The sequence below is a fragment of the Lentimicrobium sp. L6 genome (assembly GCF_013166655.1).
Classification (GTDB): domain Bacteria; phylum Bacteroidota; class Bacteroidia; order Bacteroidales; family UBA12170; genus UBA12170.
Genome location: NZ_JABKCA010000012.1, coordinates 60986 through 77546, shown reverse-complemented (window position 1 = coordinate 77546; position 16561 = coordinate 60986). Strand labels below are relative to the sequence as shown.

Sequence of the window (16561 nt, the reverse complement as noted above, 5' to 3'; positions counted from 1 at the left end):
TGTGATAATTATTGATGAATACAAAATCAATTCCCCCAGAATTTTGACTTGACCCCAAAACATGGGGGCCATTTGTTCATCAATAATAGTCTATAATAAATAGAATAACTCAACCGTAAAAAAATTTTCATGGCATAAAAAAAGCCTCTAACAGGATTGTTATAGGCTTTATTTCTAGTAGCGAGATCGAGAATTGAACTCGAGACCTCCGGGTTATGAATCCGACGCTCTAACCAACTGAGCTACCTCGCCGTTTTGAAGACTGCAAAAATAGAAATTATTCCTACACCACAAATACTTTCCTGCATTTTTTTTGTAAAGATTTTCATTCCCTCTAGAAAATTAAAACCTTTGTGAAATCATGGACGCTTTCCTATCATAAATCAGATTTCAAATCTCATTGATATTCAATTACTAATAGGCTTTGCAGTTGTCAGACAGAAGAGCAATATCCTTAAAACTTATTTTTGATAAGTTTCACTTTTTTTATAAACCACACCTCTTTCTTTTAATCCTTTTAGTATTTCATGTACCAAATCAGGATAATTGGCCAAAGTTTCTGGTGGATGAACCCCAGGATTGCCAAATAAACCTTCTTTGAGGAGGCCCAAAACCACGGTTGCAGTATAACCTGTTGTTCTTGCCATACTGTGAATATTAGTTTCTGGGTCGTAGGCATCGTATAAATCATAGAAAATTTTCTTTTGCTTCCCTCCTTCTAATCCACTTATAATAATTTGCATCACAGTAAATTCTCGCTCCTGCGGTTTTAATTTCCATTGCTCAAATAATACGGAGCTTGTAAAATCTATGGCTTTTATTTCCTTTCCATTTACCATAACCATTTCATCAGAAAGGAAACCACTTTCTTTAAGCACCATCACCTTATTTATATAGCCAGGGTAACGAAGGGTCTTTTCTATCATATTGGGAACATCTAAGCTTTTAATTAATGAGCGTAAGCCATCGCTATTAAATGCTTCTAATTGTCCCACTACCGGAAATTCTAAAACCTCGGTTTCTGTTAAAGCTGGCATCACTACCTCATTTCCATCCCTTACAAATCGAGCCGGACGCGTATACTCCTCTATCACATCGCTGGGTGAGAAAGGTGCTTTATATTGCCAGAAAGTAGATTTATCCTTGGGTAAGCCTCCCACATATATTTTAATATCTTGCGCATCGTCTAATAAAGTAGCACCATAGGCCGATAATAAATGACTCATTCCTGGTGCCACCCCCATATCTACTAACCAAGTGACACCTTTTTCTTTGGCTAATTGGTCGAGCTCTTCAAAATCCTCTGGATAGAAAGCAATATCTACCCCACTCTTTCCGGCTTGTATGACTCTTTTTAAACTCTGATAACCTATTTCACCTGGCAATGCATTGATAACGAAGTCGGCTGATTGCACCAAATTCTCAATAGCACCCTCCTCCATTAAATCACATGCAATACAATCAATACCTTCTGCTTTGGCTCTGCTTAATTGCTCGACACTTCTATCTGCCAATACCACATTCCAATCAATATTTTTATTTAAATCCAATGCCATGGGTGTTCCAACTAAGCCACCACCTAAAACCACTACTTTTTTCGCCATCTTATTTGTATTTTTATGGAAGTTTTTAAACCACCAATAAGTTCATATTCACTAATATGATGTGAATTTACGATTTTTTTCAAAAAACTGTAACATTAGAATAAGCAAAAGGTCATATAATTGAATGTTGAAAAGAAAATCCACATATAAAGATGTACATCACGAGTTGATTCAGAAATGCAGAAAGGGACATCAAAAATCCCAAATGCAAATCTACAAACTCTATTATAAGGCCATGTTTAATACCAGTCTTAGAATTATTGGTAATAAAACAGATGCTGAGGACATCATGCAAGACTCGTTTATTAGTGCTTTTCAAAAGATAAGCCAATACACAGAAGAAGGCAGTTTCGGAGGATGGTTAAAAAGAATAGTAGTGAATAATTCTTTAGATGCTTTAAATAAAAACAAACTTGAAACAGAGTTTAATGAGCATTTAGAAGTAGTTGTTGAAGAACCTACCATAGTTTCTATAGATCATGTGAAGATTAAAGATGTGAAAGAAGCTTTAGGTAAAATTAAAGAAGAATACAGAGTCATCATTTCACTTTTCCTTTTTGAAGGATACGATCATGAAGAAATTAGTGAGATTTTAGGAATTTCCTATAATCTATCTAGGACCAGGTATTCAAGAGCAAGAAAAAAATTAATAGATGAGGTCAATCTCATACAAAAAGAAAGGAGTTTCAAATGGGCATAGAAAAATTTGAGAATCTAATAAAAGATAATAAAGAGTATTTTGAAAAAGAACCTTCCATGGAACATATGGATAAATTCTTCTTCAAACTCCAAGAACAAGAAGAGAAAAAAAGAATGAGCTATATCAATAAAGACCAAAGAGCTTGGTGGATTGGTATTGCAGCAAGCCTTAGCCTTTTGATTAGTATTGGATGGTTTATCACTCAACAACCCACCGAAAGTCAGAAAAGGCAAGAAATGGGTCTTTCATTAGAACTTACAGAAATCAAATCCTATTATACTCAGGAGAGTAAGAAAAAGCTAAATGAAATCATTCAATGTGCCGACCAAAGTGAAGGAACGAAAAAACTGATTGCCTCCACCGAAACCCAATTGGGTAAGCTCGCTTTTAATGTTGAAAAACTAGAAGACAAACTTAAAGAGGCCTCTGGAAATAAAAAACTAGAACTAGCATATATTCAAAACCTTAAAGCAAAAAACGATTTGGTGAATCAAATGCACAACCAAATTTGTAAACAGAACAATAATATCTTAACACAATAAATCAGCAACCATGAAAACAAAAACCACAATACTCAGCACCCTAAGCATACTCATGCTTGTCTTATTCCTCCTTCCTGTCTCTTTAATGGCAAAAGGCGATTTTAGCAAACCGACAAAAAAAGAATTCAATATCGATAAAGGAGCTAAACTCTCTTTGAATTGTGAATTCACCGAAGTAAAAGCCTATAACTGGGATAAAGATATCATTAGCATCGAAGTTACCGTTACAGTGGATGCTAAAAACCAAAGTAAAGCCGATGACAAATTTGAAAGAATCATTGTAGAGATGAGCGGAAACTCCAGCCTTGTTGAATTAAAAACAGGTTTAGGAAGCGGATATTTCAGCAATAAGAATAATAATAGCATAGATATTGATGTTCTTATTTATTATCCCGCCCATATTATGCTTGAGCTCGACAATGAATTTGGAAGTAACTTTTTCGAGAATATTGATGGACAAGTAAATGTAGATGTTTCTTATGGAAATTTTGAAGCCAATAATCTAACCAGCGAACAGCTAGACATACAAGCCGAATTTGGTCAGATAAATGTGAAGAGGTTCCAGTCGGGCAAAGTAAAGGTGGCCTATGGTGGATTTACTGCTCAAGTAGCTGCAGTCATTAAATTGGATAGTGAATTCTCTTCTAATGAGATTCAAACGGTGAGTCAATTAGATTTAGAAACTGCCTACGATAAAAATTATTTTGGAGAAGCAAGTGTTGTATTTGCTGAATCTGAGTTTAGTAGTATCAGAATAGATGAGCTAAAAAAACATATTGAATTAGACATCGATTATGGAAATATTAAAATTAGAGATATCGCTTCTGATTTTGATATGATAAATATCAGCTCTGAATTTACCGGAGTAGATTTATTCTTCAAATCACCAGCAAACTTTGCATTCAAAGCCTCCTCAGAAATGGGTGGCATCAACTATCCTAAAGACCTTGCCAAAATCACTTATCTTGAAAAAGAAATGATGGAACTAGATATAGAAGGTTACTTTGGAAATGCAAAAGGACAAAGCCCTAAGCTCATCCTCAGTATGGAAAATGCTACAGCAAATATTAAAATCGACTAAAAACATAAAATCATGAAAAAATCAATCTTATTAATAGCTTTGGTGACTTTCGGTATCGGATTATTCGCCAACGAAGAAGAAAGAACAGTTAATAGCTTTAATGCCATTGAAAACAATTGCTCGCTCGATGTTACCATCACACAAGGAGACGTACAAAAAGTAGTGGTTATTTCTCCAGAGAAATACATGCAGAAAATACAAACTAAAGTGGTAGCCAATACTTTAATCATCGATATCAAAGGTTCATTATCTTATAGAAACGAAGAGTTAAGAATAGAAGTCACCGTTAAAGACTTAAAAGAGATTTCCAATTCTGGTAGTGCCGATTTTTATATAAACGGAGTATTCTCTGCTACAGATTTAGTTCTCGACATGCATGGTTCTGGTGATTTTGAAGGAGACTTTAATGTAAAAAACCTAGAAATTAGCATGCATGGAAGTGGTGATGTAGAAATCAGTGGAGTAAATGGCTCTTTAAGTGTTATACAAATGGGTTCTGGAGATTTCGAAGGTGAATCTCTACACCTAGGTGAAGCTAGCTTTAAAATGAATGGGTCAGGCGATAATGAAGTGAATGGAACTGCTGCTATGATGGATTTATCTCAAAATGGCTCAGGTGACTTTGACGGCAGAAGCTTTGAAGTAAAAACGGCTAAAGTGAGAAAGACAAGTTCTGGGGAGTCTGATGTTTTTATCACCGATACTTTAGATGCTCGACTTTCTGGAAGTGGCGACTTAAACATTAAAGGCAGACCAGAAATCAATAATTTTTCGGCCACAGGAAGTGGTGAAATAAGGTCTTTATAATTAATAGAAAACTAAAAAAACATATACCATGAAAACAAAATCATTATTACTATCGATAGCATTTATAGCCATCTCAATATTGGCCTATAGTGGCCCTGCAAAACGTATAAAAGGCAGTGGCAATGTGATTAAAGAAACCAGAACACTAAGTAGCTTTAGTTCTATCGACGTTGGAGGAGCTTTTGAAATCGAATTGGTGAAGTCTAATGAAGAAAAAATTGTTATTGAAGCTGATGACAATATCATGCCTCATATTAAAACTAGAGTAAGTGCTGGTGAATTAGATATTGAAAACACAGAGGATTTAAACAATCCAACAACATTAAAACTAACTATCTATTATAAAAATATAGATGAGCTTGATATTAGCGGTGCTGCAGAATTATATTCTTCAGATATTTTAGAGGCCAGTAATTTAGAATTAGACTTTAGTGGAGCGTCAGAGGTGACTTTAAAATTAAAAGTGGAAAGCTTAGAAGCTGATTTTAGTGGAGCAAGTAAAGTGGAACTAGAAGGTAGCATTAATTCTGCCGAACTAGATTTAAGTGGAGCTTCAGTGGTAAGAGCTTACGGATTAGAAATTCAAGATTTAGAATTAGAAGCCAGTGGTGCTGCAGTAGTTAGAGTATTAGTTTTAGAAAACCTTTCTATCAGCGCAAGTGGAGCATCCTCTGTTAAATATAAAGGAAATCCAAGCATTAGCATCCATGATGTTTCTGGAGCTTCTTCAGTTAGAAAAGGATAAAGAAAATTATTTTGATTTTATAAGGCGGTATTTCAATGGAAATGCTGCTTTTTTTTAGATTTCAAATAATACTATAAACTCACATCAAATTTCTTTCGTATCTCTTGCTCCATCTTAAAGAAATAATCTTTCTCCAAGGTATACACCACCAACTCAAATACAAAATGCTCTGCATCTTCATGAATGAGGTTGATAACAGGTGACTTTTTTAAAGATGAATATGGTAAACTCAATATCTCAAACCTTATCTCTTCTTCTTTATCCACAGACTTTTTATCATTAGCCGTGCTCAAAGTAAAGCTATGACTGAGAACCATTTCACCTGGGTGTAGTTTGATAATAATGGCATCAGCGAGTTTGGTATATGGAATATAGATCATCTCTCCATTATCAGACTCCAGCTCTAGGCTATGCTTTCCCAATCCTACTATTTTACCTTGATATTCGTTGATTTGAACAGAATCGTTAATCTCAAAATTAGAGTTCAGCTTAAAAACTCCTCCGCTGATATAATTCTTCATATAATACCAAAGTAACCAAAACCCAGCTACCATTAATAATATAAATAGTCCGAATGAATATATCTGATTAGAATCACTTAATTCCCTAATGACAAAGATGGTATAGAGTATCCAAAATAGAATTTCGGAAATGGTGAAGTAACGCAGAAAAGCTTTTTTTCTTTCTGGTTGCTTAATCAAATAAGGGAAAGCCTTAGCAATCACCTTCAAAATGATAAACAAAATGAAAGCTATCAGAGCCAATCCGATGATTTCAATATTTGAAAATTTCAAGTCCCAAGTTTCCATATTATAATAGTTCTCTTTTTACTAATGCTTTTCGTAAGAATGGTAATACGTAAGGATCGATATCCAAAATATCATCTCCAATTTCCACTAAAATCCCAGCGCGTTTCAAAACCCTAACTTTCTTAATCACATCTACCCTAGTTTCCTGACTCACCCTAACTAATTTGGATAAATTCATTCGCTTATGTAATATGAAATGAAGGATAAAAATCATCCATTCTGTTTCTAGAAACCTTAAAGGAGCGGTATCAGGCAATTTAGGTTTTGCAATTGAAACAACCGATTTATCCACATCAGTTGCCGACTTAATCCAAGCTTGTAAAGTTACTCCTGGATTACCTTCAGAATAATTAAACAAGCGACTAAATAAGCGGGCATAATTCCATGAACGATAACGAGCTTCAGGTATATTATTGATATTGAAGCTCAATGATGAAGTGCTGTGACGTTTCATCACCACTTCTTTCAGTTGACGAGCATTAAAAGGTCGCAATTCTATCAGCTTCAAGAAATTGCTTTCTATTTTTTTATACCTATTCATCAACCTAAAACTATGAATATTCCCCATCACCACAAATAGATGTTGGTTTCCGTATCTGTTAATGATATTCATCAATTGCTCTATCACTTTCATTCCACCAGAGCTTTTCTCCCACCACAATTCCAAATCATCAAAAAAGAAGATAGACTTAGTAGGAATATCATTAAATATTTTAGCAATACTACCATTGTTTTCTGTAGCATTTTGGAAATTTTTAAGTAATTCTGAAACCGATACAGAACCTGTATAAGGAGGATTGATATAGAAAACCTCCCCTTTTACTTCTAGTTTCTGAATGATATAATTGGAAAAAAAAGACTTACCTGAGTTTCTTTCACCCAATATCATAATACCTCCACCAAAGCCAGAATTCCATTGTTCATAGGTGGATAAGAAACTTTTCTGCTCCTCTTCTCGTCCAACCCAGAATTCGTTCAAGTAGAACTGTTTTCTTAGGAAAAGCTGTTTATAATAGTCTGGCATCCTCTTGAGCACTCTGCCCAATGGACTCACCTCCTCTTTAAAAGCCAATAAGGTTTCCACTCTGGTTTCTTGTTCTAATAAAGATTTACTCAGCTTTTGAGCCAATAGTAATCCAGAGCTCTGATTATACCAGAGTTTATTCAGCTGATTAGTAAGCGTAATATGGACTGATTTATACCTTTTTGTAACCTGACCAAACCAACGTTTTGTGGTTTCCGTTTTGATATAATTCTTTAAGTCTTGTATACTTCTAATAAATGGATAAAGCTCTAGGTTTGCTTTTAAACCACCACTTTTTTTAAGCAGAACGCTTTTTAAATATTCTTGTTTCTCAGCAATATTGAGTAATAAACCATTCGCCTTTTCAAAAGCCAAACTCAATTGCTCATCAAATTCTAAACTACTATTGATTACCTTTTTAAATTCCTCCGAATTCTTTTCTTTATCACTAGAAGGTATTAAAACCATCTGCTGCATTTCGGCAAATTGAGAATTTATGGCATTCAATTCCTGACCTAGGTTGATCAGTAACTCTCTCACTTCCATCATTTCCTTCTCCACCATATAGTCAAGGGTTCTTTTGATGGATACTTCTATTTCCTGATATACATGAATTTCTGAATCCTGCTCAGCATGATCATAAGTGTCAGCATAAATACTTAATAAGTCTGGGAAATCATTAATGGAAGATTTGATCTTCTTCAAACTACTATTATACTGATCAATAAAGCTCTGTTGCAATTGTATATCTAGATTAGAACTAGAGCTTTTTAATCTGGTATTGATAAATGATTTTTGCTCTTCAATATCTTTACCTTGAGCCACTTTTAAGACTTCAATAAATACTCTTAAAGGATGTGAAATTGATTCATCTATGCTCTTACTTAATCTCTCATTCAAATCGTTCAGTACATTCTGAGAGCTAAATCTAAATCTCAACAAATAAGAATTCAACTGATTGAGATTATCCATTAAATTCTGATTATTTCTCCAAATATTAATACTAGAGACAAAAGACTTTTTGGATTTCTTAGCTATAATATATTGATCAGAATTATAATCGATATAGGAATTACTCAGTGGATGGTTCAGTTTAAAGATAAAGTCTTCCAAACTTTCGCTAAAACCAATTTTAAAACCCTTAGAAACAGCTTCCATATCAGTCTTTCTCACATCAATGAGTTGCTTCATCAATAAAGAAATCTGTTCTTTCTGTTTTAATAATTCTTCTTCACTTGGAATGCTATCTAGAGCCAAATCCATCGTATTTTCAAATATTCCTGAAATATTTTGCAAAGTTTTAAAAACCTCATTCTCAAAACGGAAAGAATCGCGATTCAAGTGGTTCACTGTATTTTCTAAACTTTTATAAACCGATTTTGGGAAAATCATCAGCATCTGTTCTCTAAAGTGAACATAATACGATATAGAAGAACTTAAACGAAATATAGGAGAAAACCACGCTGCTTTTCTTCGCATTCTTGCATTTACTTTTTCTGCTTCCTTTAATTGTTCTCGAGTGATATGAGTTTTAATTCGGTAAGGATAATTAGAAATACTTTTGCCAAAACGATTTAAGGTTTCCATCACCAACTCGAATTTTTCATCGAGGAGTTTATCTAATGTTTGTGAAACTGATTTTTCTGCATATTGCAATTGCCCGCGCATAAAAATACCATGCTGTACCTCTATGGTCTTTCTAAAAGCTGTTACTCTATTGCTACTCGCCCTACTGATTAAATTATCATAACTTTTTTCTCCAGAACTAAGGATATATTCTAACCATTTAATCTGATTATCAAGCAATGGCATCATCATTTCACTCATAAAGGCAGCATAAACATGCTCTATATCTATGGCTAATTTATTCAATGCTGGTTTGAATTTTTCCTCTTGAATAATATCTAAAAGTGCGGTCAATGGTTTTTGTTCACTCATTTTTTTGGTGAGCGATTTATCAAATACAGGAAGTGGTTTTAACTCCCCTAAACTCAAACTTTTAAATTCAGAACTTGCATTAATAATAGCAACTGTTCCGATATTACGACACAAAATGTTTATTTTTTCTACAAACTTAGCTTCTTCCCCCTTAATAATTGGAGTAAAACCAAGGAAAGTAAGATCGGTATCTACTGATTCTACCTGAATAATATCGTAGAAACTACGTTGTTCTATCTCATTATTAATAATCATTAAGTCCGCACTAATACGAAGATTATCTAGCACATGCTGCGCATTCTCATGAATAGAATTAGAAACATCATTATTCTGATTTACAATGAGTAATCTAATTTTTGCATTGGCCCAATCTTCACTTAGGGTGATAAATTTCGCAAGCGACAGTGCGAGATTTCCATTATGCCCTCCTCCACGCCACCAAATATCTATACTTTGTTGTTTTCCCCATCCCCTTTTCTTATCATAATCCAATAAAACTACATTCATATCTAATGATGAAAGTCGAGAAACCAATCGTGAAAAATCAAGAGGATCGTTACTTTCACGCGCCCAGCCCATCATAACAGTATTGGGTTCCACACCAGAGAATCCATAGGTTTGGGCTATCATTTCTATACCTTCATAAATATTACTCACCGACTGTCGACGAGTAAAAACGCCAGTATATTGCTCCTCAATTTCAGAAGATATTTTTTGCTTTGATTTGGAAAATAGGAATTCAGAATCTTGACTCAGGTGCAAATCGAAGTTGGACAAAAACCCTTGTTTCCCCACCATATTCACTCCCATTTCTAATAAATGTGGGCGCGCATTTCCTCCACCACTAAATAGGATAATATTGGGTTGCCAATTGGATTCTTTTAATGGTTTCTGATTGATTCTGTGTAAACTTGTTCTGATGATACTCGTCCAAACACTCTGCCAAACATCAGTCATATTTCCTTGCACTTCTCTCCTCTTCAGGAAGAAATAAATACCAAACATAATACCAAAGGCCACTAACATCCCTAGCATATCGAGGTTGATCATCACAAACATACTGGCTACAAAGCCTATCACACCAATCCAAATAGAAATTTTTAGGCTGGGTCTAAAGTCACTATTCGACCACCTTTCGAGCACATAAGCCAAATTGATAAAACCATATGCTGCTATATAAAACATGGAAACAATTCCAGCAATAACATCTAACTCTCCAATTAAGATTCCTAATTCTGCTAAAATGAAAGTAGCGATTAAAGCTCTACGAGGTTCATTATTTTTCCCCACTCCTTGACCAAAAAATGAAGGAGTCACTTTATCTTGAGACATGGCTTGTAAAATTCTAGGGCCTCCTAAAATACCACCTAATGCAGATGATAATGTTGCGCCCCAAATACCTGCAATCACGAAAGGTGAAAACCATGCTATCTTTAATAAGAAATTGGTATCTGTTAATAATAGTTCTCTATCTACAAAAAAGGCGAATAATAGAGCTAAACCAATATAAACTACTAATCCTAAACCAATGGCATATAGCGTTCCTTTAGGAATGGAATCTTTGGGTGATTTCAAATCTCCCGACATGGCTACACCAGCGGTAAAACCAGTTACAGCAGGAAAGAAGATTGCAAATAGGACAATTAAATCAGGAGAATTTGAACTCGCTGTTAGAGCTGGTTCTGCGGCTTGATATTCTCCACCAGTTAATGCACCGATAATAATAGAAACAATAGAAAGTGCAATGGCACCAAGAATAAAAAACTGCGTTTTAATGGCAATTGAAGTACTGATATAAGCTATCAACACCAAAAGAATGATGACCACAGTACCTATTAACCTAATATCATTGACTTCCCCAGTCATTGCTAGGAAATCGCTAATGACTTCTATGCTCAGGAAGTTCTCTACAAAACCTACAATATATAAGGAAATACTCAGGGCAGTACCTAAAAAGATAGTCACTCCAATACTCCCCCCCATGGGTAATCCCAAACTTCGGGATAACATATAATAGATTCCTCCGGTTTTTATTTTTTTATCAGTAGCAATGGAGGAAAGACTAAGCCCAGTTGATATAGAAATAACATGGGCAATTACAATGAGACCGATCACGGCATATAATCCTGCTTCGCCTACGATATAACCTAAACGAAGGTACATGATTACACCTAAAATCGTTAAAATAGAAGGCGTAAAAACGCCACCAAAAGTGCCAAACTTCTTAGCTTGAGCCATAAATATTAAGATTTATTGTATAGAATGTTAATAGGATACGAAAATACGACTTTATTGTTACGTTCTTGGATTTAATAGCTTCTTGAATAATAATGGTCTAAGTAAAGATTGGAGGTCCTGCTTTACATCCTGGTTATCAGCATGTTTGACTCACAGGTAATTATTTAGTAACCCATAAGGTTAAATTTTGAATTTTATATTGTTCGTCTCTTCAATTAAGAACAAAATACAATGGTAAATTTGCTGTTTGTAGATCTTCTTGTTTAAAAACACTAAACAAAAAATAGCATTTAGAAAAACCAGATAAGACTTTTAAGGGACATATAAAAAATATTGAGCTTATGAAACTTCAAAATTGGCATATAAGAAAATTTATATCCAAGTATGGTTTTACAATCTCTATATTGTACGATATCAAATAAGTTAACTTACAATAATGAATTAATCTGGGGCGTTCAAACGTTGCTTGGTGACTTCAAACATGGTGATTCCACCTGCAACAGATACATTAAGAGAGGCGATTTGACCAACCATAGGTATCTTTATAAAACCATCTAAGTATTTCATATAGGCTTCTGAAATTCCATTTTCTTCACTTCCTAGCATGAGTGCGACTGGGCCTGTAAAATCAACATCATAATAATACTCTGTAGCTTTCTCTGAAATTCCGTAGATTTTAATTCCACTATTTTTCAAAAACTCTAATGTAGTCTTTAAGTTATCCTCACGACAAACTTGAATCTTATGCAATGCCCCTGCTGATGTTTTAATGGCATCTTCATTAACAGTGGCTGCTCCTCTAGAAGGAATGATGATTGCATCTACTCCACTACATTCAGCTGTTCTAGCTATAGCTCCAAAGTTTCTTACATCGGTAATTCTATCCAATACTAAAAGAAATGGGTTTTTCCCATCCTCATAAAGCATAGGTATTAGGTTTTCAATATTCTGATAAGTGATTGGTGAAAGATATGCGATAACACCCTGATGGTTTTTTCTTGTTATGCGATCTAAACCCTGCTGTGGAACACTATTAAAAGGGATATGGTGATACTTTATTAACTGAAAGAAGTCATGATACAAGCCTCCTCTTAATCCATTCTGAATCAACAATTTCTCTATTTCTTTCCCACTTTCAATGGCTTCCATAATGGCTCTAATGCCAAATACCATCTGATTTTTATCTTCACTTTTTCTCATCATATTCTTATCATTGAATTTGCAAAGGTAGGGATTTGTTGAAAGTATTAAGCGTATTTTATTCTTCTTCTTTTCGAAGTATTTCTAATAATAGTTTTGCTGTGGCAGCGGGCTCATCTTTTTCGATAGGAATATTCAGAACGCTATTGTCGTCTCTTTTGGCAATACCAAAACCATAAGCTTTATCATAGTATTGAAGACTTATATCTGCAACGGTCATAAAATCCCCTGACTCTAGGGCATCCAAAGCTTGTTGCGCTCGCAAACCACCTAACTTTCTGGCTATTCTCTCCAAAGCATTTTTCAAAGCCACATTATCACCATTGGCATATTCTTTCACCAAGCGCTCCTCTCTCACTTTCTTTGGAATAACGACCTGATAAACTTTAGCTTCTCTCATTCTTTTGAACAATGCAAAAGGAATACCGCATTGTCCCATGGTAATACTTTCATCTTCCAGCCAAACAGGTTTGGTAGTATCTAGTTTTAGCCACTCTTTAGCTAAGTTATTCTCAAACTGCTCATTTGTAGGCTGTTCCGATTCACCAATAGAGCCAAATGCTGAACCTTTATGATGGGCTATTCCTTCTAAGTCTACAAATTGCTCTCCAAGATTTTCCAGTTCTTTCAGGATATCTGTTTTACCACTTCCGGTGTATCCTCCGAGTATTCTAATAGAAATATCATTGCCTAATTGTTCTCGAATATAGGCTCGATAACCTTTGTAGCCCCTTGCTAAAATAAAAACCTTTAATCCTATCAATTCAAAAAGCCAAGCCATATTTTGGGAGCGCATCCCTCCTCTCCAACAATGCACCAACAGCTGATTGTTTTTAGCCAACTTTCTGGCTTGCTTGGAGAAGTCAGCGAGTTTTGGACCCACATATTCCAATCCTAACTGAATAGCGAAATCTTTACCGGCTTGCTTATACCTAGTACCTACTTTAGCTCTTTCTTCATTATTAAAAATAGGAATATTCAAAGCTCCTGGAATCCTACCTATATCATACTCTCCAGGAGATCTCACATCTATAATGGGAATAGTTTCTGAAAGCTCTAGAAATTCTTTTGGGCTAATGATATTGAGCATATATTGATTTTACTTCCTGTTTATCGCATCAAACAAATAGAAATTATTTATTCAAGCTATTCATTTGCAAAACTACTCATTATTAATTCTTGAGCCATTACTGAAGATAATATTTCTATGAATCCACAAAAAAAACACCACGATATTCAAGATTACTACCCATATATAATTTGCATTGTGGCTAATTGGTCTATCTTTGCCAAAATTTTTCAAAGTATGATAGTTGTAACAGGTGCCGCAGGCTTTATTGGTAGTGCTCTTACAGGAGGTTTAAATAAAGCTGGGTTTGAGGAGCTTATATTAGTAGATGATTTTTCACGGGAAGAAAAAAAGAATAATCTAATAGGTAAAAAGTACATTGACAAGGTTGAAAGAGAGTACCTCAGCGATTTTCTGAGAAATTATTCCGATGAAATTGATTTCATTATTCATATTGGTGCCCGTACCGACACTGCTGAGTTTAATAAAGATATTTTTGATGAACTCAACCTAAACTATACCAAAATGGTTTGGGAATTTTGTGCTAAGAATGACATTCCTTTAATATACGCTTCCTCAGCTGCCACTTATGGTTTGGGAGAATATGGCTATGAAGATCGGCACGATATCGTTGACAAGCTAAAACCTTTAAATGCCTATGGTGATTCTAAGAATGACTTCGACAAATGGGCTTTACAACAAGAACAACAACCTCCATTTTGGGCAGGATTGAAATTTTTCAATGTATATGGTCCCAATGAATATCATAAAGCAAGAATGGCATCCGTTATTTTCCATGCTTTCCATCAAATAAATGATAATGGTTTAGTAAAACTATTCAAAAGCCATAAAGAAGGTTATGAGGATGGAATGCAATTACGCGATTTCGTTTATGTTAAAGATTTAATTAAGGTGATTATCTTTTTAATGGAAAACAAACCAGAAAGCGGATTATATAATCTTGGAACTGGTACAGCTAGAGCTTTTTATCATTTAGCTGAAGCTACTTTTGCAGCGCTAGAATTAGAAAGCAATATTGAGTTCATCGATACCCCTAAAGACATAAGAGATAAATACCAATATTTTACTGAAGCCAATATGGATAAACTAAAAGCTGCTGGATATGCAGAAGAGTTTTATTCATTAGAGGATGGCGTTAAAGATTATGTGGTGAATTATTTATCGAAAGAAGAGTATCTTTAAATCAGTAGAAGATATATCAATATATTAGCGTAAATTAGGTGGTATGTACAAAACACTTGGTTTACGCTTTTTTAGTTTTATGATATTTTATTGAGTAAAAAAAACAGACCCATTTCATTTAAAAAAAACTATTTTTACTCCAAAGTATACACGATTAGATAAGAAGAAAGATGAAAATCAAATATAAAAACCATCATTTTAAACACGAGAAATCTAAGAACATCATGCTTTTGGTTTATGCCTTAATCATTGGACTTTTAGTGGGACTTGTAGGTGCTTCTTTCAGAATATTTTTGAGTTATATAGAGCAGTTTAGAGACTCTCTATTTGAAAATGTAGAGGATGGTGTGTTGATGACTTGGTTGTGGCCTATTTTATTTACTATCACCGGTATTAGCATTGCTCTATTATTAGTTAAAAAGTATGCGCCAGAAGCTTCAGGAAGTGGAGTTCACGAGATAGAAGGTGCCTTAGATGAAATACGTCCCATGCGATGGAAGCGCGTTTTGCCCATTAAGTTCATTGCTTCGCTTTTCTCTTTAGGAAGTGGATTATTGCTAGGGCGTGAAGGCCCAACCATTCAAATTGGAGCCAATATGGGGCAAATGGTAAAGGATACTGTTGGGACAAGTGAGATAGATAATAATCCTTTAGTATCAGCTGGTGCTGCTGCTGGATTAGCCAGTGCTTTTAATGCTCCTCTTTCTGGAATCATCTTTATTATTGAAGAAATGCATGGCCACTTTAGATTCAACTTTTATTCGGTTGCTGCTATCATGATAGGTGCTGGAGCAGCAGATTTTGTGGTGAGAGCATTAGTAGCTTCTAAACCTAGTATAGAAATGATGGTGTTCACCAGCCCCAATATTTATGGTTTATGGCTTTTTGTTCTACTCGGATTACTTTTTAGTTTGATAGGATTCTTATTCAATAAATTTCTAATACTGGGTTTAGACTTCTTTCAAAAAACATTGAAAAAAGTCCCCAACATTTTTATCGCCATCATAGTGGGACTAATAATAGCTATTATTGGTATATTATCTCCCGAAATGATTGGAGGAGGATATGAATCCATATCTAAGGTATTAGAACACTCCTTTACCCTTTCATTTTTACTTTTCCTCTTCTTAATCAGGATGATATTAACTATTTTCAGTTATAGCTCGGGAGTACCAGGTGGTATTTTTGCCCCTCTACTCACCCTTGGTGTTATTTTCGGGATGCTCTTTGGAATGATCATGCAGGGCTATTTCCCCAACTTAATCTCTCATCCTGGAGTATTTGCTATTGCAGGAATGGCCGCCATTTTCTCGTCAACTGTTAGGGCTCCTTTAACAGGTCTCGTTCTTGCCATAGAAATGACTTCGAATTATGAACTAATCCTTCCTCTGATTATCACTACCCTGACAGCTTCTGTATTTACCACACTCATGGGGAATCAGCCCATTTACACCACACTTTTAAAGCGAACCTTAGCAAAATCTAAACTTGAACATGGAAAATAAACCTTTAAAACATTTAGAAACCTATGATTTCATATAGAAATCCCCTCCATTTTGAAGCTCATAATACTAATATTTAGCAGTTTGTTCATTTGAATA

The 16561-nt window shown here is 34.8% G+C and carries 12 protein-coding genes and 1 tRNA gene; 7 read left to right on the top strand and 6 right to left on the bottom strand.

Annotation, left to right across the window (positions count from 1 at the left end; translation table 11 throughout):
• Window positions 1-178 precede the first annotated feature (178 nt).
• Both HNS38_RS04720 and HNS38_RS04715 read right to left on the bottom strand, forming a co-directional pair.
• Window positions 179-252: transfer RNA gene (locus HNS38_RS04720), tRNA-Met, on the bottom strand.
• Window positions 253-461: 209 nt separating this feature from the next.
• A complete protein-coding gene (locus HNS38_RS04715; protein ID WP_172279546.1) occupies window positions 462-1604 on the bottom strand; it encodes a saccharopine dehydrogenase family protein in 1143 nt (380 codons plus the stop codon).
• A gap of 124 nt (window positions 1605-1728) precedes the next feature.
• On the opposite strand from HNS38_RS04715, the gene HNS38_RS04710 reads away from it, so the two are divergent.
• From HNS38_RS04710 to HNS38_RS04690, 5 genes are read left to right on the top strand one after another with little or no spacing between them, the layout of a single operon-like run.
• Complete coding sequence (locus tag HNS38_RS04710) at window positions 1729-2304, top strand: RNA polymerase sigma factor (protein ID WP_172279544.1); 576 nt, start codon at window positions 1729-1731, stop codon at window positions 2302-2304.
• Window positions 2295-2846 (top strand): hypothetical protein, encoded by a 552-nt coding sequence (locus HNS38_RS04705; RefSeq protein WP_172279542.1) that lies wholly within the window; start codon window positions 2295-2297, stop codon window positions 2844-2846. Before HNS38_RS04710 ends, HNS38_RS04705 begins: the two co-directional genes overlap by 10 nt.
• Window positions 2847-2856: 10 nt before the next feature.
• On the top strand, window positions 2857-3927 hold the full coding sequence (locus HNS38_RS04700; RefSeq protein WP_172279540.1) for a DUF4097 family beta strand repeat-containing protein: 1071 nt from the start codon (window positions 2857-2859) through the stop codon (window positions 3925-3927).
• A 12-nt stretch (window positions 3928-3939) separates the two neighbouring features.
• A complete protein-coding gene (locus tag HNS38_RS04695; protein ID WP_172279538.1) occupies window positions 3940-4734 on the top strand; it encodes a head GIN domain-containing protein in 795 nt (264 codons plus the stop codon).
• Between the two features lie 28 nt (window positions 4735-4762).
• Complete coding sequence (locus HNS38_RS04690; protein ID WP_172279536.1) at window positions 4763-5479, top strand: head GIN domain-containing protein; 717 nt, start codon at window positions 4763-4765, stop codon at window positions 5477-5479.
• Window positions 5480-5550: 71 nt separating this feature from the next.
• Here the strand turns inward: HNS38_RS04690 and HNS38_RS04685 are convergent, their stop codons facing one another.
• The 4 genes from HNS38_RS04685 to mnmH all read right to left on the bottom strand — a co-directional run bounded on the left by HNS38_RS04685 (window position 5551) and on the right by mnmH (window position 13778).
• Window positions 5551-6288 carry a mechanosensitive ion channel domain-containing protein gene (locus tag HNS38_RS04685; RefSeq protein WP_172346069.1) on the bottom strand — a complete coding sequence of 246 codons (738 nt, stop codon included), beginning with the start codon at window positions 6286-6288 and terminating at the stop codon, window positions 5551-5553.
• Between the two features lies 1 nt (window position 6289).
• Window positions 6290-11488 carry an amino acid permease gene (locus tag HNS38_RS04680; RefSeq protein WP_172279532.1) on the bottom strand — a complete coding sequence of 1733 codons (5199 nt, stop codon included), beginning with the start codon at window positions 11486-11488 and terminating at the stop codon, window positions 6290-6292.
• A gap of 441 nt (window positions 11489-11929) precedes the next feature.
• Complete coding sequence (rlmB, locus tag HNS38_RS04675) at window positions 11930-12691, bottom strand: 23S rRNA (guanosine(2251)-2'-O)-methyltransferase RlmB (RefSeq protein ID WP_253916283.1); 762 nt, start codon at window positions 12689-12691, stop codon at window positions 11930-11932.
• Between the two features lie 55 nt (window positions 12692-12746).
• Complete coding sequence (gene mnmH / locus HNS38_RS04670; protein WP_172279530.1) at window positions 12747-13778, bottom strand: tRNA 2-selenouridine(34) synthase MnmH; 1032 nt, start codon at window positions 13776-13778, stop codon at window positions 12747-12749.
• 216 nt (window positions 13779-13994) lie between these two features.
• Between mnmH and rfaD the strand changes: the two genes are divergently transcribed.
• Both rfaD and clcA read left to right on the top strand, forming a co-directional pair.
• Entirely contained in the window at window positions 13995-14960 is a 966-nt protein-coding gene (gene rfaD, locus HNS38_RS04665; protein WP_172279528.1) for an ADP-glyceromanno-heptose 6-epimerase, read from the top strand.
• Between the two features lie 170 nt (window positions 14961-15130).
• Window positions 15131-16465 (top strand): H(+)/Cl(-) exchange transporter ClcA, encoded by a 1335-nt coding sequence (gene clcA / locus HNS38_RS04660; protein ID WP_172279526.1) that lies wholly within the window; start codon window positions 15131-15133, stop codon window positions 16463-16465.
• The last annotated feature ends 96 nt before the right edge of the window (window positions 16466-16561 follow it).

Excerpts from the sequence above, each read along its gene's own strand:
- HNS38_RS04715 (WP_172279546.1), bottom strand. The coding sequence starts at position 1,604 with ATGGCGAAAAAAGTAGTGGTTTTAGGTGGTGGCTTAGTTGGAACACCC.
- HNS38_RS04710 (WP_172279544.1), top strand. The coding sequence starts at position 1,729 with ATGTTGAAAAGAAAATCCACATATAAAGATGTACATCACGAGTTGATT.
- HNS38_RS04705 (WP_172279542.1), top strand. The coding sequence starts at position 2,295 with ATGGGCATAGAAAAATTTGAGAATCTAATAAAAGATAATAAAGAGTAT.
- HNS38_RS04700 (WP_172279540.1), top strand. The coding sequence starts at position 2,857 with ATGAAAACAAAAACCACAATACTCAGCACCCTAAGCATACTCATGCTT.
- HNS38_RS04695 (WP_172279538.1), top strand. The coding sequence starts at position 3,940 with ATGAAAAAATCAATCTTATTAATAGCTTTGGTGACTTTCGGTATCGGA.
- HNS38_RS04690 (WP_172279536.1), top strand. The coding sequence starts at position 4,763 with ATGAAAACAAAATCATTATTACTATCGATAGCATTTATAGCCATCTCA.
- HNS38_RS04685 (WP_172346069.1), bottom strand. The coding sequence starts at position 6,288 with ATGGAAACTTGGGACTTGAAATTTTCAAATATTGAAATCATCGGATTG.
- HNS38_RS04680 (WP_172279532.1), bottom strand. The coding sequence starts at position 11,488 with ATGGCTCAAGCTAAGAAGTTTGGCACTTTTGGTGGCGTTTTTACGCCT.
- rlmB (WP_253916283.1), bottom strand. The coding sequence starts at position 12,691 with ATGATGAGAAAAAGTGAAGATAAAAATCAGATGGTATTTGGCATTAGA.
- mnmH (WP_172279530.1), bottom strand. The coding sequence starts at position 13,778 with ATGCTCAATATCATTAGCCCAAAAGAATTTCTAGAGCTTTCAGAAACT.
- rfaD (WP_172279528.1), top strand. The coding sequence starts at position 13,995 with ATGATAGTTGTAACAGGTGCCGCAGGCTTTATTGGTAGTGCTCTTACA.
- clcA (WP_172279526.1), top strand. The coding sequence starts at position 15,131 with ATGAAAATCAAATATAAAAACCATCATTTTAAACACGAGAAATCTAAG.